Raw genomic sequence first — 19,324 nt, 5'->3', positions numbered from 1 at the left:
TGTTCCCTTCGCCCTTGATGGCCGTATCGCAACCTTTTTCGACTGTTTGTCAAGAGCGATTGCGGACTTGGCTATTCCTGAAATCCTGGCGGAGATGCCTAGAACTAGTTTTTCATAGAACTTTTGACACTACCTTATTTGTCATCTATGTGTTATTTCATTGATGCCAGCATTCTTTTCGCTCGCTCATCCTGTAGCCAACAATCTACAGAATGATTCTTCGTAAGTTTTGTTTTATATGGATAAACATGATCACAAACCTCCATGGCGTAAGCACAGCGGGCTGAAAACGGGCAACCCTTTGGAGGGGAAAATAAGTCCGGCGGTGAACCGGGAATTGGTATTAAATCATCGCCATCCATATCCAATCTCGGGACTGAATTGAGAAGCCCTTTCGTGTATGGATGCTGGGGATTATAAAATATCTCCCGCCTATTTCCTATTTCCACGATTTTCCCGGCATACATAACGGCAATTCGATCCGCTACCTGGGCCACTACACCTAAATCATGTGTAATTAAGATAATGGAAACCCCTGTTTTCTTTTGGATATCCTTAAACAACTCCAAAATTTGGGCTTGAATCGTTACATCCAATGCTGTCGTCGGTTCGTCTGCTATTAAAACCTCTGGCTGGCATACAAGCGCCATTGCAATCACGATTCTTTGGCGCATGCCTCCGCTGAATTGATGAGGATATTGCTTTAAACGAGTTTCAGGGCTGGGAATTCCAACAAGTTCAAGCATAGAAAGAGCCATTTTCTTCGCTTCTTCCTTGGAAATATTTTGGTGCTGAATAAGTCCTTCTGTAAGCTGATCTCCAATGGTCAGCGTTGGATTTAGGGCAGTCATCGGATCTTGGAAGATCATTGAAATATCGGCACCTCGGATGCTTCGCATTTCTTTGTCGGATAGCCTCGTCAAATCCTTCCCTTTAAAAAGAATGGAACCATTTGTAATTTTTCCAGGAGGCGTTGGAATCAGCCTCATAATGCTCTGGGAGGTGACACTTTTCCCGCATCCAGATTCCCCAACAATGGCTAATGTTTCACCTTTATGTAAGTCAAAAGTTACACCACGAACTGCTTTTACTTCCCCACCATATGTGGTAAAAGAAACATGGAGGTTCTCTACCTGCAGTACTTTTTCCATCATCCTACCTCCTTAATTTCGGATCGAGCGCATCCTGTAAACCATCACCGACTACGTTAAAGGAAAACATGGTCAGAGAAATAAATAATGCTGGAAAAAATAGGCGCCACCAATGCCCAGATAGGATGGTAGGCAGTCCCTCATTTGCCATAACTCCCCAAGATGCAAAGGGAGCTTGGATTCCCAAACCAAGGAAGCTCAAGAACGCTTCAGCAAAGATTGCAGAAGGAACGGTCAAGGTCATTTGGACAATGATCGGTCCCATTGTATTAGGAAGTAAGTTTTTTACTAGAATACGAGGTGTTTTTGTCCCAAACGTTTTCGATGCTAGAATAAATTCATAATTTTTAATTTGCATCACTTGTCCTCGAACAATTCGGGCCATGCCGAGCCATCCGGTTACGGTCAACGCAACGATAATGGTAGAAAGTCCTGGTCCCATTACAACCATTAGTAAAATAACCACCAATAAATATGGTAGACCGTATAAGATCTCGATCACTCTCATCATGTAATGATCAACTCTTCCACCTTTATAGCCTGCAATCCCACCATAAATGACGCCAATCAAAAAATCGATAAGAGCTGCAACAACCCCTACAAATAAGGAAATCCTTGCACCATACCAAGTCCGAGTGAAAACATCTCTTCCCAAATTATCCGTACCAAACCAATGCTCAGCTGAAGGAGGTAGATTTTGTTCAGAAAGAACTCCTCTATCTACCGAATAAGGAGACAGCATAGGGCCAAATATAGCCATAATGGTAAGAAAAACCAAGAATATCAATCCAAGCATCGCCAGCTTATTCTTTAATAGTCTACGCCATGCATCCTTCCAGAAAGAAAGACTTGGCCTTACAACTGCTTCCGCTTCGGCCAGGTCCCTTTCCTTTGGCCTGAACCATTCATTGGGAATATCAGAAGCTATGCGATGATCTTGCTGTTCTCTTAGCTCCATCATCTTCCCTCCTTTTTGCTCAGCTTAATACGAGGATCTAAAATACCGTACGCAATATCTACAAGAAATAACATGACAATCAGAACAGCCCCATAAAAAACAGTCGTTCCCATGATAACCGGATAATCTCGCTGATTAATACTCTCAACGAAATACTTACCCATTCCTGGAATCGCGAAGATTTTTTCAATGACAAAGGTACCCGTCAGAATCCCTGCTGCCAATGTTCCTAATACTGTAATAACGGGGAGCAGTGCATTTCTTAGTGCATGTTTAAAAACGATTTTGAAAGGAGATAATCCTTTTGCTTTTGCTGTTCGTATATAGTCTTGAGTCAATACTTCCAGCATACTTGTGCGAGTTAAGCGGGCAATAATCGCCATTGGTCCGGTTGCAAGTGCCAGTGTTGGCAATACCATATGTTTCGGACTTGCCCAAGTAGCTACTGGGAAAAGAGGCCAATTGACCGCTAATTGCTGGATCAGAAGTGTGGCCATTACAAAGCTTGGCACTGAAATACCAAGAACAGCAAAAGTCATGGCTAAGTAATCGATGAGCCCATTATGACGCAAGGCTGCTACCACCCCTAATAATATTCCCGAAATCACAGCAACTGTAAGGGTCACCATTCCAAGCTCAAACGAAATCGGAAAACCCCTGCCGAGCATTTCATTTACGGTTTGGGACGACTTTTTGATGGAAGGTCCTAAATCTAATGTAAGTAACGATTTTACGTACATTCCATACTGCACCAATAACGGTTGATCCAGACCATAATAGGCTTCTAGGTTTTTTTGGACCGCTTCACTCGTAGCCCTTTCCTCATTGAAAGGAGAACCTGGAATCAAATGCATTAGAAAGAAAGTGAGCGTTACGATCAGCCACAACGTAACAAACATGGAAAAAATTCGTTTAAAAAGATATGTTTTCATGTAGTGACACTTCCTATAGAAGTTTTTAGACGGAAAAACAAAACCGAGTTATTTCCCTATATTGTCCTTTTCTAGTACTCATTCCTGTCGAATGGTCATTCTGCTTCTTTCAAACCTCGATACTACGGACCGTCCTTTTTTAAAATTAAATCTCGTTAGTTCCGTAGAAGATTCGTTCTTAGCAAAAGGTCGTTTTCATAGCAAGCTCTGTCATTACGATCATGGCCTGATAGGCTTCTAGAATATTCTTTGCTTGGAATCGAACAGTGGTTGTACCCGGTTCAATTTCAGTCCCAGGCATTAAATGAGCCCACTCTGCTTGACCGTAGTTGGCAAATTCAATTCGAAGAATCGGTGCATCTGGCGGAACAAGCGGCTTCACTTGATTCTTATTTTTTAAAGCCTCGAACGTTTTTTCACGAAGAAGCTCTCCCGCTTTTGCCGGTGTAAGAGACTTAGCAGCCGAGCGGGAAATCGATTCCTTCACGATTGCTGTGGTGACATTTGGAATCAATTGTTCAGCTTCATGTGCCGCACAATCGTCTCCGGCAACCATAATGACAGGAACTCCGTAATACCCGGCAACATACGCATTAAATCCAAGCTCTCCAACTACAACATCATTTATGTAAAAATTCCGGACACCAAAAATCATCGAGTGGCTCATGACGCCTTTTTGCGAAGCTCTTGCATGATAGCCCACAAAGATGGCTCCATCAAAGCTAGAATCTAGACCCTGGACCATCGAAAAAGGCTTTACATCTCCAGTAATAAGCTGTGTTTCAGGGTGGAGTCTTTCAATTAAAAGGTTATTCATTTTTGAATGGCTATCATTCACAATCACTTCTTTACATCCGTAATCAAACGCTGTCGTAATGATGTGGTTTGCTTCATCCGTCATAATCATCCGGCTTCTCTCATAATTATGTCTGGATGAGTTGACTTGGGTTTCATCAATTAATCCCGTTATACCTTCCATGTCAACAGATAGATACAATTTCATATACTTCCCTCCTTTTTAATAGAGTAACAGTTAATAATTTTCTTAAAATTATAAATTATACTACTATTATTTTCAACACAAAAAAACCATCATGTATTAATACAGTCATTTTGATTGGCTATCTGTTTAATAATAAGGGCTAAAAAGAGTTAGAACGATTTTCATCAAATATAAAAGCGAATTTCTATAGTACTCACAGAAATTCGCTTCTTTTATGATTCAGTTTTTATTATGAGAATAAAATATTATTCTCAAAATACGAAAATATCGTATCAGATGCTAAATCCGGAAAATCAATAAATGGATTCCGGTTTCCCTGTAATTCATGAATAGCCAGATTACGGTGTTTTTCATAAAGTGTTACCGGGAATTTTTTATTCCACTCTAGTAATAATGAAAGATTGATTTTACCTTCCCAGCTTTCATCTATGATTGGATCATACCTAATAAGAAAATAAAGTGTCGCTCTTGCCACTACTCCTTTTCCGTATTCAGGCTCAAATTGTTCGCCTTCTACTTTTCCACAGCTAGAATGAATCGTTTGCCCACTTATTTCTGGTGTATAGTTTAAAAAATCGGTATAGGGAAAATTGCTGCGCCTGCTGTTACAGGTTGGCTCACAAGCAAAGAGATGATGAAGATCGCCTCTCATAGGCTGTTTTTTATCAAACCATGATTGTGGAACGACGTGCTCGCAGTTAAATAAAAAGTTTTTCTCATTAGCTGTTGTTAAGACTTGCAAATCCTGCTCAATTGCCTCTAGGGGCTCCATTCTATTACCTGAATAAAGACTTTTTAGCTTTCCATCTTCTTGAAGATCTACCCAAGGATACACGTATTTATACGGTTCATAGTTTAATTGGTTCCGGTGTGTTTGACTAACTAGCCAATGAAGCTCTTTTAACTGAAAAGATATTCCTGCATAGTACTCCGCTCGATACTTTTGATCTAATGATTGGTCATAGTATGGTCGAGACTGCTGCAATGATAAATCATAAGCACTCCATTCATTTACTTCCATAGTATTACACTCGAAGCAATTGGATTCTGACTTCTTGGTTAAACACTTCAGAAATATGGTCAAGTAATGTTAAATAAACCAGGCCATTCCCTTCTAATTTAGGTGAGTGTCCTAGCGGTACGGTTCTTTTTATTAATTGTGCATAAAGCTCTGGTTCCGTTAGGTCTCGTTCAAATTCTTTCTGAGTAAGGTCTTTAATGAGCGCAAGAGCACCCGCAACATGTGGGGTCGCCATCGATGTCCCACTCAGCTTTGCATACGTTCCATTTAAATAAGTAGAAAGAATTTGTTCTCCTGGTGCAACAACGTCAATCTGATTGTTTGAATTGGTAAAAGGAGAAGATCTACGTTCTAAATTTACTGCTCCGACACTAATGACTTCATTGTAAGAGCCTGGATAAGCATATTCATCTGTACGATGCTCACCATCACCTTCATTTCCGGCTGCACAAACTACTAATATTCCATTTTGAACAGCTGCTTTTATAGCTTGATGAAGCTCCTTTACATCCTGAGGGCCTCCTAGCGACATGGAGATAATGTCTACTTTTTGCTCGATGGCATAAGATATACCCTGGATGATCCACTCATAACGCCCAGAACCATTTCTACCAAGTACTTTCAAAATCATTAGATTTGCTTCAGGCGCAACACCAACAACACCTTTTTGATTCAATGATGCGGCGATGGTTCCTGCAACATGTGTTCCATGTCCATTATAATCCTTGAAAATATCAGGTTTTCCCCCATCATCCTTGGTAAAATTCCGACCGCCGATAATGCGTTCCTTCAAATCTGGATGCTCAACATCACAGCCTGTGTCTAACACAGCAATCGTAATGCCTTTTCCTTTTGTCTTCTCCCAAATGGATGGAGCTTGGATTAACTCAACTCCCATCGGAATCTCACTTACCTCTTCCAGCTGCTCTACTACTTTGTACGGGATTAAAGAAACAAGATGTTCCATACTTTTCCCTCCTAATAGATTTTTCAAGCTGGTCTATGTTGTTAAGAAAATTCTAACAATTTTATGTATTTTTTGACAGTTACTATAGACTTGTTTTATAGAAAGGGGTTGTAGGGCGGATGGACTGGTAAATGATGTGAATACTTTATTAATTCGCAGCTTTTTCCAAGTGTTATTTCAAAACTAAATTCAATCCACTAGGTTTTTACCAGCGAATCAAACTTTTCACTGACTGCTGGTATCTCTCAAGGTAAGTGAAAATAATAATCGCGGATTTTATGAATTTTCTCGCCGGTTTTGGCAAAATACTCGCCAAATTTCAGGAAATACTCACCGGTTTTGGCAAAATACTCGCCGACTTCCCAAAATTACTTGCCACTCTATCCATATACTCCAAATGGATTCAAAAAGGTTTGCCCTATTTCCATAAAAAAACTCGCAACCGTATTTCAGCTGCGAGCGAAATTTCTATTATGACGTTTTCACACCGAAGATTTTTGCTTCTAGCATTCTTCCAGTTGGAGTTGCTGCTAGTCCGCCTTCTGCTGTTTCGCGGAGGGCAACTGGCATAGTTTGTCCAATTCGGTACATGGCGTCAATGACCTCATCACAAGGGATGCGGCTCTTAACTCCAGCAAGTGCCATATCGGCTGCGACCATTGCATTCGCGGCACCCATCGCGTTTCGTTTCACGCAGGGCACTTCAACAAGCCCCGCCACTGGATCGCACACAAGTCCGAGCATATTCTTTAACGTGATCGCCATCGCTTCTGCAGCTTGGTTTGGTGTTCCCCCTGCCATTTCAACGATAGCTGCAGCCGCCATACCACTAGCAGAACCAACCTCAGCTTGACATCCGCCAGCTGCTCCAGAAATTGATGCATTGTTTGCCACAACAAATCCGAATGCAGCAGCCGTGAATAAAAATTCGATCATTTCGAGTCTAGTAGGATTTAGTTTTTCTTTAACGGCAAATAATGTGCCTGGAACGACACCAGCAGATCCAGCTGTAGGTGTTGCACAGATTGTCCCCATAGCGGCATTTACTTCATTCGTTGCTACCGCCTTACTAACTGCATCTAAAATAAGATTGCCACTTAACGCTTTACCCGATTGGATATATTTTTGGAGTAGAACAGCATCTCCGCCCGTTAATCCGGTGACCGATTGAACACCTTTTAACCCGCGTTCTACAGCTTCCTCCATGATTTTTAAATTAAATTCCATTTTTTCTATGATTTTTTCTCTTGAAAGACCGGAGACTTCCATTTCTTGCTGAATCATAATTTCAGCAATTTTTACTCCTTTACTTTCAGCAAGCTCTACAAGCTCTGCAACATTTCGAAACATTTGTTTCCTCCTTACTGCCTTGCACAAGATTCTAGTTGTAGTCACATGTTGTTTGTGAAAGGCATCTACTCTACCATTCTAATAATTTGCGTTACGTGCGGTAGAGCTTCTAGCTCTTGAATCACGTGATCTTCAATTTTTTGGTCGACTTCAATAACCATTAAAGCCATCTGACCTTTTTCTTTACGAGAAACCTCCATATGACCAATATTAATTTGGTATTTGGAAAGAACGGTCGTAACGGCTGATATTAAACCGAATTGATCATGATGAACAACTAATATAGCTGGATTCGCTCCAGATAATTTAAGTTTAAAAGAGTTCAGCTCTGTAATTTCAATCGTTCCACCGCCAATTGAAATACCGACCAACTCCAATTCTTTCTGACCATCAGATAGCTGAATTTTCACTGTATTCGGATGTTCCGTAATAGATTCTTCTACTAAAAACTCCACTTCCATTCCGGCTTCTTCAGCCAATTTTAAAGAACGTGGGATCCGTTGATCAAACGTATCAAAATCTAACAATCCGCCCACAACAGCGACATCCGTTCCGTGTCCTTTATACGTTTTCGCAAAAGAACCATAAAACGAAATGACCGCTCTTTTTGGAAGAGCTCCAAATAAGGTCCGAGCAACTCTACCAATTCTTGCTGCCCCCGCTGTATGTGAGCTGGATGGACCAATCATAACAGGTCCTATAATATCAAATGCTGATCTGTACTTCATTATACTAGCTCCTTTTTTTGTACAGTTCCATTACGCTGCTGTCTTCTCTGTCTCTACGCGAATTTGATCGACTGTTCTTATTTTAAAGTTTTTAAAGACAATGGAACCAATATAGCCTGCTGTTGCCCCTAATAGTGCACAAATCCCGGCAACAATTGTTACTTTGACCGGATCATTAAATCCATACATAACAGCTAATCCAGCGATAGGCGTAGCTGTTCCTGTTGCATTATTAATAAGACCTGCCATAGCAACAGCAACCCCCGCTGCTGCACCACCGAAAAAATTTGTCACATAAACCGGAATTGGATTTGCAGAGATAATATCTGCTTGCGTTAATGGTTCAATGGCAACTGCAATGGTTGTTCTTCGGTCACCGAACTTCATACGATCGAAAAGTACATAGTTCATAAAAGAAGAACCAAATACTGAAAGAGCTCCAATTGCCATAGGTAGTCCTGTTAATCCTAACATAGCTGTTAATGCCATAGAGCTAAGAGGAGCTGTGGCAACAACCGTAATGACTCCACCTAGGATAATTCCCATAATAATTGGATTACTGTTCGCTGTTTGTGTAATAATACCACCAATATTTAATAGCGTTGCTTTCACAACTGGTGTAATCATTTCTGCGATCAAACGCACAAGTGGTGCCGCAACAATAATAGTAACAATTAAATCAAGTCCAGCAGGTACTTTTTTCTCAATGACTTTAACAAGAAACGCAACGGCATATCCAGCGAAAAATCCTGGTAATAATCCTAAGCCTGCACAAGAAACACCAAGAAGCAATGCATAAACTGGGGACACACCCACAGCAAGTGCAACGAGAGCAGCTGCTGCTACACCTCCCATACTTCCAGCAGCATCCCCTACTTCACCTAAAAATTCAATCTTTAATAAATCCCCACCAACAAAACGTTGAAAAGCCTCAACAAGGAAAGCTGCAACAGCCGCATTTGCAAGCGCGCCCATTGCTTTCATTCCTTTAGGCGCCTTATAGCTGAATAAAGTAAATAGTCCAAGCACGAGTAGTAATAAAGCTGTCCCCTTTAAAATTTCCATCAGAATCTCTCCTCTAGATGTTTTGGTGCTTTCAAATGATTTTTTTAAAATAACTTCTTCTATGTATTTTTGAAAGCCTTTTCATTATGCGACTTTATAATATCATAGATTTCGTTTAATTTGTGACAAAACTGTGAAGTTCTAAAACTCTGATATTTTAGTATATTTATATAATTTTAATAATAAAAAAGGTAGTGAATGTATCCTAAGAACGGTCACTAAGACAGAGAAGGAATTTAGGCCAAATCATAAGGTTGTTGATCAACACTTTTGACCCATCATTTTTCTTATATATACGATTTTGTTTTTTATTTTAGCCAGTTTGTATAATATTTCCGTCTGTTTAGCCAAAATTTCGAACATCAGGTACAAAATATCGGTCATCAGCGTCAGGATATCGGTCGTCAGCGTCAAGATATCGGTCGTCAGGGCAAGATATCGGCCGTCAAATCCAATATATCGGTCATCAACTCGATATATCGGTCGTCAGATCCAATATATCGGTCATCAACTTGATATATCGGTCATCAACTCGATATATCGGACGTTGGAAACAAAATATCAGCCATTCATAAGGAACGAACTAATGCGAGGAGCGGAGTTACCCCAATGATTATACGCACCAGAGGCGGGACCATGACACAGTTTACAAAAAGACAGAACGCCCGCTATATAGCGAGCGTTCACTAATTATACAGCCGTTCGGGCCTTATCTTGTAAATCAACAGGTACTTGAGCGTCGAGCAGTTCTTTTTCTAATTCATCGATATATTTTTTCTTTTCGTTTTCCGTCCAGTTAAATACATCCGCCATGTACTGAACCACGCTTTCCTTCCATTCAAATACCCAGTCAATATTGAATAATAAGGCTCCCGTTCTTCTTAAGAAGAAATCGACCGGAGTGGCTACCATTTCTTCTTCGATTGCATAAGCAAGCTTTCCGAATACTTCCTTGGAGAAGCCATATTTTAAGATGGTTTCTTGATTATTACTAATCAAACTAAATACCTTTCCAATGTTTGAACCATACATGCGAGTCATTTGCTTCGCTTCTTTTACTGTAAGACCTAGCTCTACTCCTACTTTGTGAAGCTTTTCAATAAATGCATCGAGATTTTGTGAGCCGCCAACGTCTCCTCCTGAAATTTTCAATGTCTTTGTTTGGCATTCTCCAAAAACCTTATCGTTTTCCTCTTTCATTTGTTTAGCAACCAAGTCCACAACCGTTTCTGCCATTTTTCTGTAACCTGTCAGCTTCCCGCCAGCAATCGTAATTAAGCCTGAATCAGAAACCCAAATTTCATCCTTTCGTGAAATCTCAGATGGATCTTTACCTTCTTCATGAATAAGCGGACGAACTCCTGCCCAGCTGGATTCAATATCCTTTTCAGTAATCTTCGCATCTGGGAACATAAAATTGATGCTGTTAATGATGTATTCGCGATCTTCTGACGTCATCGTCGGATGCACGGGATCTTCTTCGTAAAATGTATCGGTTGTACCAACGTATGCCTTACCGTCTCTTGGAATTGCAAACACCATACGGCCGTCAGGTGTATCAAAATATACCGCCTGTTTCAAAGGGAAACGAGATTGATCAATGACAAGGTGAACACCTTTTGTTAAGCGAAGTGATTTTCCGTTTTTGGATGAATCCTTCTCTCGAAGCGTATCCACCCATGGACCGGCTGCATTCACTACCTTTTTGGCACGCACTGTATAGCTTTCTCCAGTTAAAACATCTTGCAGCTCGACTCCATTCACTTTCCCATTTTCATAAGTAAATCCGACGACCTTCGTGTAGTTCAATAAATCTGCACCAAATTCAGCAGCTCGTTTTGCTACTTCAATTGTCAAGCGAGCGTCATCTGTGCGATATTCTACATAATATCCGCCGCCTTTTAATCCTTCTTTTTTAATAAGAGGCTCTTTTTGTAAAACCTCATCTCGAGAAAGCATAACCCTTCTTTCTTTCTTTTTAACTCCTGCTAAAAAATCATACACCCGTAAGCCAATAGAAGTACTAAAAGCTCCAAAAGTACCTCCTTTATGGAAAGGAAGAAGCATCCATTCAGGTGTTGTAACGTGTGGTCCATTTTCATATACAATCGCCCGTTCTTTTCCAACTTCTGCAACCATTTTTACCTCAAATTGCTTTAAGTAGCGCAGCCCACCGTGAACAAGCTTCGTAGAACGGCTAGAAGTCCCCGCAGCAAAATCCTGCATCTCAGCCAACCCAACCTTCATTCCTCTCGTTACGGCATCAAGGGCAATTCCTGATCCAGTAATACCACCACCAATAATAAACAGATCATATTCTGTGTCCTTCATTTTTTTTATGGATTGTTTGCGATTTGTATTAGAAAATTTCATCATCCATTCCTCCTACCAGTATCATGTACCTTTTTTTAGTAAAAAATAGACAAAAAGAGACCACAAAGTACACGTCATCGAATAGAATCGATTCGTGTCTTAGTGGTCTCTCCGTTTCTCCAACCCTTTATTAACTTAATTCAAGTTTACCATAGACTGGATCGTTTCTCAAGTTATTTGAACGCAATTGCTGCCTTCACAGCCTTTTTCCAGCCATCGTATAAAGAATCACGCTTAGAATCTTCCATTGTTGGTGTGAATTCTTGATCCAGATGCCATTGTGTACTGATTTCTTGCTGATCCTTCCAGAAGCCTACCGCAATTCCAGCTAAATAAGCTGCTCCAAGTGCCGTTGTTTCATTAATAACAGGTCTCTCAACCGGTACGCCTAAAATGTCACTTTGGAACTTCATTAAGAAGTTGTTCTTTACTGCACCGCCATCAACGCGCAATGTTTTTAAAGAGATGCCTGAATCTGCTTCCATTGCACCTAAAACATCCTTTGTTTGATAAGCAAGTGATTCTAATGTAGCACGAATGAAATGCTCTTTAGATGTACCGCGCGTTAAGCCGAATACCGCTCCTCTAACATCACTGTCCCAATAAGGCGTACCCAGACCGACGAATGCTGGAACAACGTATACACCATCTGTAGATTCCACTCTTTCCGCATAGCTTTCGCTATCTTTTGCGTCCTTTAGCATTCTTAAGCCGTCGCGCAGCCATTGGATTGCTGAACCGGCAACGAAAATACTTCCTTCAAGAGCATATTCAACCCTTCCATTAATTCCCCAAGCAATCGTTGTAAGAAGACCATTTTGGGACTTAACTGCTTTTTCACCAGTATTCATTAACATGAAGCAGCCTGTACCATACGTGTTTTTCGCCATTCCGCTTTCAAAGCAAGCTTGTCCGAACAATGCAGCTTGTTGGTCTCCAGCAGCTCCGGCAATCGGAATCTCTTGACCGAAGAAATGATGTTTTACCGTATAACCATACACTTCTGAAGAAGGTCTTACCTCAGGCAGCATGCTCTTTGGAACACCCAAGATTTCTAGTAATTCATCATCCCATTTTAAATCATAAATGTTGTACATTAATGTACGGGAAGCATTCGAATAATCCGTTACATGCACTTTACCGCCGGAAAGCTTCCAGATTAACCAAGTGTCAATCGTACCGAATAAAAGATCTCCTCTTTCTGCTTTTTCACGAGCACCTTCTACATGGTCTAAAATCCATTTTACCTTTGTACCGGAAAAATAGGCATCAATTAATAAGCCTGTTTTATCTCTAAATACATCATCATAGCCTTTTTCCTTCAGTTCATTACAAATGTCGCTTGTTTGGCGTGATTGCCATACAATTGCATTGTATACTGGCTTACCAGTGTGTTTATCCCAAACGACAGTCGTTTCACGCTGATTTGTAATTCCAATACCTGCTATTTGCTCAGGCTTAATATCAGATTCCGTTAAAGCGGTTGCAATAACAGACAAAATGCTGCCCCAAATTTCATTTGCATTATGCTCAACCCAGCCTGGTTTTGGAAAAATTTGCGTAAACTCTTTTTGAGCTGTATGAACGATTTCCCCTTTTTGATTGAAAATAATCGCTCTTGAACTAGTCGTACCTTGATCAAGTGATAAGATAAATTTCTCCATTGTAATTCCTCCTCTAAACCCTTGTTCTTACTTTATGTCTAAAAAATTGTGATCTATGCCACTGATTTTTTATTCTTTACAACATGACCTTGCTTTTGGCTTGCTAATTGTGTGATGAGTAAAACCACAACAGAAACACCTAGAACAATCCAAAACTTAGAAGGATTTTCTCCCATAAATACGGCTTTGTAGAATGCTGCTGCAAGAGCTCCGCCTAAAATCGGTCCTACAACAGGAACCCATGCATATCTCCAATTGGAACTTCCCTTACCTGCAATCGGTAGAATGAAATGGGCAATTCTTGGTCCTAAATCACGTGCAGGGTTAATAGCATAGCCAGTTGTACCACCTAGTGACATTCCGATTGCTACAACTAATAATCCGACTACAATTGGATTTAATCCATCTGTAAATGTATTAGCTCCTATGAATAGAATACCTAAAACTAACACGAATGCTCCAATCATTTCACTTAACAAATTCGAAAAGTAGTGAGGAATAGCAGGACCTGTTGCAAATACTCCCAACTTTGTACCAGGGTCATCCGTCTCCTTCCAATGTGGAAGATAGTGAAGCCATACCAGTGCTGCCCCAATCATGGCCCCTAGCATTTGAGCCACAATATAGGCTGGTACATCACTCCAAGGGAAATCTCCGATCGTAGCAAGTGCAATGGTTACAGCAGGATTTAAATGAGCGCCGCTAAAGCTACCAACAGCGTATACTGCAATCGTAACTGCCAATCCCCAAGCTAAAGTAATGACAATCCATCCGCCGCCATTTGAGAACGTTTTTTTCAGGCTGGCTCCGGCTACTACACCTCCTCCTAGTAAAATCAAAATCATTGTCCCGATGACTTCTCCCCAAAACGCTGTCATCCTAATACCCCTTTCTTCATACTAGATTTTTTACGTTATTGACAGAAAAAAGAGATACACACAATAGACCTCTTTGAATACCAAAGGATCTTTTGCGTGTATCTCCAAATCTCCGTCACAAAATATTAACTTAAGGACAGTATAAAAACTTTTGAAAACGCTGTCAATATTTTTTTTGTAAAAAATTACAATGACTTCATCCCTTTTTCCTCATAATAATTCCATAAATCAACATTGGAGGTGGTAATACCAGTAGCTCCTGCTTTTAATGCATTGTCTACCTCTTCCGGTGTCCGAATAAACCCTCCAGCTAAAATTGGGATATTTACCATATCTTTAATTTCTTCAATAATCCATGGCATCGCACCGGGCAAAACCTCCAGAAAATCTGGCTGTGTTTTAGATACAATTTTCATATTTTTTTCTAATGCTTGAGAATCTAATAGAAATACTCTTTGGACAGAAAGAACACCCTTTTGCTTCGCTTTCATAATCACGCTTGCTTTTGTTGAAATTAACCCAGCAGGCTTAATTTCCTGACATACAAATTCTGTCGCATAATCATCATTTTTTAATCCATGAATCAAGTCCATATGATAAAACATTTTTTTACAATGCGCCTGCGCCATTCTATGAACGTTTTTTAATTGAGATATATGCAAATCGAGAAAAACACCTACTTCATAGCTAGACTGTAAAAATTTCTCGAAATCTCGCATATTTCTAGAAGCAGGAAAAATTTTTTGCATATTAAAAACTCCTTTATTTGCATGAGTAAAATAGTGAAAGAAACCTACTAGTATATTTAGTGTGTACCATCCATTATATATGAACCGTTTTAATATAATGGGTTTCATGAAGAACATGCCCATTGGATTTTATCTTTTCCCACAGATACCGGTCAAGAGCGTATGGACCTTCTGATTGCTTCAGTCTGCAAAGTACCTTACTTAATAGAATCATTTGAGGAGCTCCTTCTATGGTTAGGATCACTTTGTAGCATTCTTCTAATTCGTAACTCTCTAAACGTACATCATGATTCCATTCCTTCAGTTGTCTTAAAATGCAGTCTAACACAAAATGAATGAATTCCCCATTATTCATATTTTTCGCTAAGTAGCCTCTTGCCATTCCATTTGCATTCATTTACACTCACTCCTTCAAAAGATTGGTGAGCTTTCAATGAAAACGAAAAAAACTCCTCTCACTTTGAAAGTAAGAGGAGCGTCGCCGTTTCTTATCATTCAAAGCCCTTGCTTTGCTGGTAGGAGCACCTTATTCTTTTTCGAACAGGTTGCTGTGGAGTCAAAGAGCCAGTTCTCTCGTCCACTCTAGATAAATCACTATGAAATTAAATATATGGTATCATTTTCTTTTTGAAAAAGAAAGAAGTAATTCTTTAAAATTTTTGCATTAATACATACTATGATCGACCGGCTCCTTAGGACGACGGGCAAAGCATAGAATTCCAGCAATTAAGAAAAGTAAAGCCGGCAGCCAACCAATAAGAATGGTACCAATTCCAAGAAGCAAAGAGCTTCCGATTAGCAACCCTCCTGCTAATTTTGGCTTCCGATTTCCTCTTACTACGACTGCTGCGATGATGGCAAGGATCGTACTGATTGTCACAATAATGATAAAACCCCAACCAACGCCACCTAAAAAATCCATAATCATATTAATATCCACATCCGCATTACTAAGGGTAGGATCTTTCATTAATTCATCTTCCATCTCATTTCTTAACGTGACATCATTGAAAGCAAAGTTTATAAGAGCACCGATTCCAATCATAATAACGTTTAACACGATTCCTATTACGGTTAGCACGATTTCTGCTGTTCGTTTCATAAGATTCCTCCTCAAAGTTTTTTCGTTTCTTCACTATATTTTTACACTTGTTTTGGGTGAAAATGCAAATAAATGTTTTTTTTGCCATAAAATATATTGTAAAAATATAAAAAAAGTGTAAAATTACACTAATTAACTGAATAGATAATGATATAGGAGTTGTTAATGGTGGATCAAGAATTTGTTAACCATTTGATTTCAACGAAATTGAAGCTCATTCGAACGGAATACAATTACACCCAAGATAAAATGGCATCGATATTGGGCGTTTCCAAAAAAACTTTGGTTCAGGTAGAAAAAGGACGTTCATTAGCCGGCTGGACAACAGTTGTAGCGATATGCGCATTGTTTCGTGACAGTGAGGTCCTGCAAGCTTGTTTAGGAGGAGATCCTCTTGAAATTATTGAAACGATTGCCCATACAAGCATTAGTTCTCCAAAAGAAAAGACCATGGGAGGAAGGGTTTGGTGGAAGACCATTCAACAGTTTGGAAATTTTCGGTTGCAACAAAATATCATTAGTCAGCATTATCGGATTTTAGACAACGAGGAATATCGTTGGTACAGTTCTTTTGACCAAAAGGAAGCCTTGATCCGTTTGAAAGAGCTGCATGAAGAAATGAAAGAACCAGGGGATATGAAAAAATGAAGCTCTTTCTATTCTTTGGTATTATGGTGGTCTCATGTATTGTGACGCTTATGATAGGTAATTCTCACTATTATAAACGTTAACGAACTCCGAGTAGACCACCTTTTTTCTCCATCGAAAAGGCTGCCAATGAGTAGCAGCCCTTTCCCTTATCTTACCTTATATTGTTTAAATTTTTCTGCATCTGATTCCTTGCAGGAAACTTTCAACAACGTTCCATTTTCCTCATAGCTTGTTGCTTTAACATGAGCCACTTCATTCAAATAGGAAACAATATGTCCCTTGTCATAAGGAATCAACAGCTTGCAATCTACATAATTCGCGAATAGATGCGATTTGATCATGTCTGTTAGCTCGTGAACACCCATTTTTTGTTTTGCTGAAAGGTAGATGGTGTCGCCCATTACGAGGGGGATGTCTAGATCCGTTTGATCCGCCTTATTATAGGCATAAATCATCGGGATGCCTTTTACGCCGATATCTTCTAGCGTTTTATTGGTAATATCAATCATTTTTCTATATTCTGGATTGGAAAAATCCACGACATGGATGAGTAAATCTGATTCCGCTACCTCTTCAAGTGTCGAACGAAATGCTTTGACAAGATGATGCGGCAGCTTGCTGACGAAACCAACTGTATCTGTTAATAAAAAGGATTTATTTTCAGGCAGCTGTATTTTTCGCACGGACGTTTCAAGCGTTGCAAACAGCATATCCTTTTCGAACACTTGCTTTTCGCTTTCTGGCATAAATATTTCTAGCATCGCATTCATCATCGTGGACTTGCCAGCATTCGTGTAGCCAACCAGTGAAACAACCGGAATTTCGTTTTTTTTCCGCAGCTTTCGTTGAATTTTACGCTGCGCTACAAGTGTTTCTAATTCTTTGTTCAGAATATGAATTTTTTCTTCAATTCTCCTGCGGTCGAGCTCTAATTTCTTCTCCCCTGCTCCCTTATTCCTTGTTCCGACACCGCCGCTTTGGCGACCAAGAGATGCGCCAAGGCCAATTAATCTTGGCAGCATATACTGGAGCTCTGCAACCTGAACCTGCAGCTGGGCCTCACGTGTTTTTGCACGCTCAGCAAAAATATCGAGAATTAATACGGTTCGATCAATGACCTTACAATCTAAATCTTTCTCTAAATTACGAATTTGCGAAGGTGAAAGCTCATCATTAAAAATAACTAAGTTCGCGTCTTTCTCAGCAATTAAAGCAAGCAGCTCCTGCACCTTTCCGGTCCCGATATAATGGGAAGGGTTCACTCTTTGCATATTTTGCGTGATCACTCCGACCACTTCGACGTTACATGCCTTTGTTAAATTTGCAAGCTCCTCCATAGAGTAATCAAAGTCTTCCTCTTGACCAAGATTTACCCCTGCTAAAATAGCCTTTTCATTTATAACTTCCATTTGCTGTACCTCCAGTATGTTCTTTAAGATTTCCATACCTACCGCAAATGAAAAGTGTACAGATATGGACTAGACCTTTGTTCAGTAAAAAACAAAAAAACACAGATTTTCCAGTGTTTTTAACGGTTAGACAGCAAATAAACCTAATGCTTACTCATGGGCATTATAGTTTTTCTGTCTCATTATGGAATTGACTATTTTTCTATGGTTTTCAAAATAGGCAGACCAATCCCGTTCACCCTGAACACAGTCAGAGTCCCTTGAGCACTATTCAATTAGCGGCACAAAGTGTTTAATCGGATTCTTCCTAAGAGGAAGTTTGCTGCCATCAACTTCATTTCGAAAACCCTCCGTTCATTCTAGATAAAGCAAGTGTAACACATGACTAAAGTCGCTACAACAAGACAATTCTTTCGGAAAAGCCTATTTATTGGAATATCCTTAAATAACTTCATTTTAAGTCCTTCAAAATCAATTAGATGAACCCAATTACAATACAATTCATTTTCCCCTAATTTATTCCTGTATTCTGGACAAACTATATTCGAAACGTATTGCTAAAAAGGAGTGTATGTTTTGAAAGCAAAGTTATTTGTCCTAATTATAGTTGTATTATCATTAGTAGGATTTCACGGTCATTCTACAGAAGCAGCTCCTTCTCCTTCAAAAGAGAAGACTCATTGTTTTAGCAGATGTAATGACACGGTTATAAAGAAGTATTCGAAAGAAGGCTTTTCTAAATCTGAGATTTGTAAAGCAGTCCGACTTGAAAAATACAGCAAAAGTACGGTTCATGAGATTTTGACGTATTATGAAAAGAACGAAAAATCTTGGAAAAAGACAGCCAACCATTTTAATGTGGATGTGAAAAAGCTACATAAAAAAGGAAACCAACACACTAAATTTTGGAAAGAGCATCAAGAGGAAATCCTACAATCCTTAGCACAATATAACAATCAATCCGTTGAAGAGATTCAAGGCTATGTAAATGATCAAATTTCTCTTAAAGATTTAGTGATACTATCCACTATTTCTAAATTAAGTCAAACTAATGTAAAAGATCATATACAATCCCTTAAAGATGGTAAAACGGTTTGTGACATCGCCGATCAATTAAAGATTGATCGAAAAGAAATTAAACAAGAACTACATTCACTCAAACAGAAATACTTCTTTAATGGTTTATGAATGAATGCCTCAATCCCTTGTATCTTAGGGAATTGAGGCTATTTCATTGAATAGAGCTTATGCAAAACGTAAAGTATTATAGAAATAATTTCCATTTATTTTTTGTAACTTTATTCTTCCTTCTTCGTATATACT

18 protein-coding genes and 1 riboswitch are annotated in these 19,324 nt (G+C 39.5%); of the genes, 2 read left to right on the top strand and 16 right to left on the bottom strand.

What is annotated here, in order from left to right; translation table 11 throughout:
* Positions 1-152 precede the first annotated feature (152 nt).
* The 15 genes from GD441_RS13115 to GD441_RS13040 all read right to left on the bottom strand — a co-directional run bounded on the left by GD441_RS13115 (position 153) and on the right by GD441_RS13040 (position 15,941).
* Complete coding sequence (locus tag GD441_RS13115; RefSeq protein ID WP_153126884.1) at positions 153-1,151, bottom strand: ABC transporter ATP-binding protein; 999 nt, start codon at positions 1,149-1,151, stop codon at positions 153-155.
* A gap of 4 nt (positions 1,152-1,155) precedes the next feature.
* Complete coding sequence (locus GD441_RS13110) at positions 1,156-2,109, bottom strand: ABC transporter permease (protein ID WP_153126883.1); 954 nt, start codon at positions 2,107-2,109, stop codon at positions 1,156-1,158.
* On the bottom strand, positions 2,109-3,041 hold the full coding sequence (locus tag GD441_RS13105) for an ABC transporter permease (protein ID WP_153126882.1): 933 nt from the start codon (positions 3,039-3,041) through the stop codon (positions 2,109-2,111). Before GD441_RS13105 ends, GD441_RS13110 begins: the two co-directional genes overlap by 1 nt.
* Before the next feature lie 178 nt (positions 3,042-3,219).
* Positions 3,220-4,044 (bottom strand): M55 family metallopeptidase, encoded by an 825-nt coding sequence (locus GD441_RS13100; RefSeq protein WP_153126881.1) that lies wholly within the window; start codon positions 4,042-4,044, stop codon positions 3,220-3,222.
* Between the two features lie 229 nt (positions 4,045-4,273).
* Positions 4,274-5,065, bottom strand: a complete 792-nt coding sequence (locus GD441_RS13095; protein ID WP_153126880.1) for an endonuclease I family protein — start codon at positions 5,063-5,065, stop codon at positions 4,274-4,276.
* Positions 5,066-5,069: 4 nt separating this feature from the next.
* Positions 5,070-6,032, bottom strand: a complete 963-nt coding sequence (locus tag GD441_RS13090) for a S8 family peptidase (RefSeq protein ID WP_153126879.1) — start codon at positions 6,030-6,032, stop codon at positions 5,070-5,072.
* Positions 6,033-6,503: 471 nt separating this feature from the next.
* Positions 6,504-7,382, bottom strand: coding sequence for an L-serine ammonia-lyase, iron-sulfur-dependent, subunit alpha (sdaAA, locus tag GD441_RS13085; protein ID WP_153126878.1), 879 nt, complete (start codon positions 7,380-7,382; stop codon positions 6,504-6,506).
* A gap of 65 nt (positions 7,383-7,447) precedes the next feature.
* A complete protein-coding gene (sdaAB, locus tag GD441_RS13080) occupies positions 7,448-8,110 on the bottom strand; it encodes an L-serine ammonia-lyase, iron-sulfur-dependent subunit beta (RefSeq protein WP_153126877.1) in 663 nt (220 codons plus the stop codon).
* Between the two features lie 30 nt (positions 8,111-8,140).
* Complete coding sequence (locus GD441_RS13075) at positions 8,141-9,175, bottom strand: PTS sugar transporter subunit IIC (RefSeq protein ID WP_153126876.1); 1,035 nt, start codon at positions 9,173-9,175, stop codon at positions 8,141-8,143.
* A 690-nt stretch (positions 9,176-9,865) separates the two neighbouring features.
* Positions 9,866-11,551 carry a glycerol-3-phosphate dehydrogenase/oxidase gene (locus GD441_RS13065; protein WP_225434232.1) on the bottom strand — a complete coding sequence of 562 codons (1,686 nt, stop codon included), beginning with the start codon at positions 11,549-11,551 and terminating at the stop codon, positions 9,866-9,868.
* A gap of 170 nt (positions 11,552-11,721) precedes the next feature.
* Complete coding sequence (glpK, locus tag GD441_RS13060) at positions 11,722-13,212, bottom strand: glycerol kinase GlpK (RefSeq protein WP_153126873.1); 1,491 nt, start codon at positions 13,210-13,212, stop codon at positions 11,722-11,724.
* 53 nt (positions 13,213-13,265) lie between these two features.
* On the bottom strand, positions 13,266-14,090 hold the full coding sequence (locus GD441_RS13055) for an MIP/aquaporin family protein (RefSeq protein ID WP_153126872.1): 825 nt from the start codon (positions 14,088-14,090) through the stop codon (positions 13,266-13,268).
* A gap of 185 nt (positions 14,091-14,275) precedes the next feature.
* Positions 14,276-14,839, bottom strand: coding sequence for a glycerol-3-phosphate responsive antiterminator (locus GD441_RS13050; RefSeq protein ID WP_153126871.1), 564 nt, complete (start codon positions 14,837-14,839; stop codon positions 14,276-14,278).
* 73 nt (positions 14,840-14,912) lie between these two features.
* Positions 14,913-15,236 carry a hypothetical protein gene (locus GD441_RS13045; protein ID WP_153126870.1) on the bottom strand — a complete coding sequence of 108 codons (324 nt, stop codon included), beginning with the start codon at positions 15,234-15,236 and terminating at the stop codon, positions 14,913-14,915.
* Between the two features lie 88 nt (positions 15,237-15,324).
* Positions 15,325-15,432: riboswitch (SAM riboswitch) on the bottom strand.
* A gap of 71 nt (positions 15,433-15,503) precedes the next feature.
* Positions 15,504-15,941 carry a DUF4064 domain-containing protein gene (locus GD441_RS13040; protein WP_153126869.1) on the bottom strand — a complete coding sequence of 146 codons (438 nt, stop codon included), beginning with the start codon at positions 15,939-15,941 and terminating at the stop codon, positions 15,504-15,506.
* Positions 15,942-16,109: 168 nt separating this feature from the next.
* Here GD441_RS13040 and GD441_RS13035 point away from each other — a divergent pair, with 168 nt between their 5' ends.
* The gene (locus GD441_RS13035; protein ID WP_153126868.1) at positions 16,110-16,589 is read left to right on the top strand and encodes a helix-turn-helix transcriptional regulator; all 480 of its coding nucleotides are present in this window, start codon (positions 16,110-16,112) and stop codon (positions 16,587-16,589) included.
* Positions 16,590-16,738: 149 nt separating this feature from the next.
* Here GD441_RS13035 and hflX read toward each other — a convergent pair whose 3' ends face one another.
* The gene (gene hflX / locus GD441_RS13030) at positions 16,739-18,001 is read right to left on the bottom strand and encodes a GTPase HflX (RefSeq protein WP_153126867.1); all 1,263 of its coding nucleotides are present in this window, start codon (positions 17,999-18,001) and stop codon (positions 16,739-16,741) included.
* 576 nt (positions 18,002-18,577) lie between these two features.
* Between hflX and GD441_RS13025 the strand changes: the two genes are divergently transcribed.
* Entirely contained in the window at positions 18,578-19,189 is a 612-nt protein-coding gene (locus GD441_RS13025) for a hypothetical protein (RefSeq protein WP_153126866.1), read from the top strand.
* The last annotated feature ends 135 nt before the right edge of the window (positions 19,190-19,324 follow it).

Origin of the sequence: Peribacillus tepidiphilus (assembly GCF_009466385.1) — a bacterium.
Lineage (GTDB): Bacteria > Bacillota > Bacilli > Bacillales > DSM-1321 > Bacillus_BN > Bacillus_BN tepidiphilus.
Note: the sequence above shows the minus strand (reverse complement) of the source record. Positions and strands in the feature narration are given on the sequence as shown.

Excerpts from the sequence above, each read along its gene's own strand:
- GD441_RS13050 (WP_153126871.1), bottom strand. The coding sequence starts at position 14,839 with ATGCAAAAAATTTTTCCTGCTTCTAGAAATATGCGAGATTTCGAGAAA.
- GD441_RS13040 (WP_153126869.1), bottom strand. The coding sequence starts at position 15,941 with ATGAAACGAACAGCAGAAATCGTGCTAACCGTAATAGGAATCGTGTTA.
- sdaAB (WP_153126877.1), bottom strand. The coding sequence starts at position 8,110 with ATGAAGTACAGATCAGCATTTGATATTATAGGACCTGTTATGATTGGT.
- GD441_RS13115 (WP_153126884.1), bottom strand. The coding sequence starts at position 1,151 with ATGGAAAAAGTACTGCAGGTAGAGAACCTCCATGTTTCTTTTACCACA.
- GD441_RS13075 (WP_153126876.1), bottom strand. The coding sequence starts at position 9,175 with ATGGAAATTTTAAAGGGGACAGCTTTATTACTACTCGTGCTTGGACTA.
- hflX (WP_153126867.1), bottom strand. The coding sequence starts at position 18,001 with ATGGAAGTTATAAATGAAAAGGCTATTTTAGCAGGGGTAAATCTTGGT.
- GD441_RS13110 (WP_153126883.1), bottom strand. The coding sequence starts at position 2,109 with ATGGAGCTAAGAGAACAGCAAGATCATCGCATAGCTTCTGATATTCCC.
- GD441_RS13100 (WP_153126881.1), bottom strand. The coding sequence starts at position 4,044 with ATGAAATTGTATCTATCTGTTGACATGGAAGGTATAACGGGATTAATT.
- GD441_RS13055 (WP_153126872.1), bottom strand. The coding sequence starts at position 14,090 with ATGACAGCGTTTTGGGGAGAAGTCATCGGGACAATGATTTTGATTTTA.
- GD441_RS13065 (WP_225434232.1), bottom strand. The coding sequence starts at position 11,551 with ATGATGAAATTTTCTAATACAAATCGCAAACAATCCATAAAAAAAATG.
- GD441_RS13045 (WP_153126870.1), bottom strand. The coding sequence starts at position 15,236 with ATGAATGCAAATGGAATGGCAAGAGGCTACTTAGCGAAAAATATGAAT.
- GD441_RS13090 (WP_153126879.1), bottom strand. The coding sequence starts at position 6,032 with ATGGAACATCTTGTTTCTTTAATCCCGTACAAAGTAGTAGAGCAGCTG.
- GD441_RS13105 (WP_153126882.1), bottom strand. The coding sequence starts at position 3,041 with ATGAAAACATATCTTTTTAAACGAATTTTTTCCATGTTTGTTACGTTG.
- glpK (WP_153126873.1), bottom strand. The coding sequence starts at position 13,212 with ATGGAGAAATTTATCTTATCACTTGATCAAGGTACGACTAGTTCAAGA.
- GD441_RS13095 (WP_153126880.1), bottom strand. The coding sequence starts at position 5,065 with ATGGAAGTAAATGAATGGAGTGCTTATGATTTATCATTGCAGCAGTCT.
- sdaAA (WP_153126878.1), bottom strand. The coding sequence starts at position 7,382 with ATGTTTCGAAATGTTGCAGAGCTTGTAGAGCTTGCTGAAAGTAAAGGA.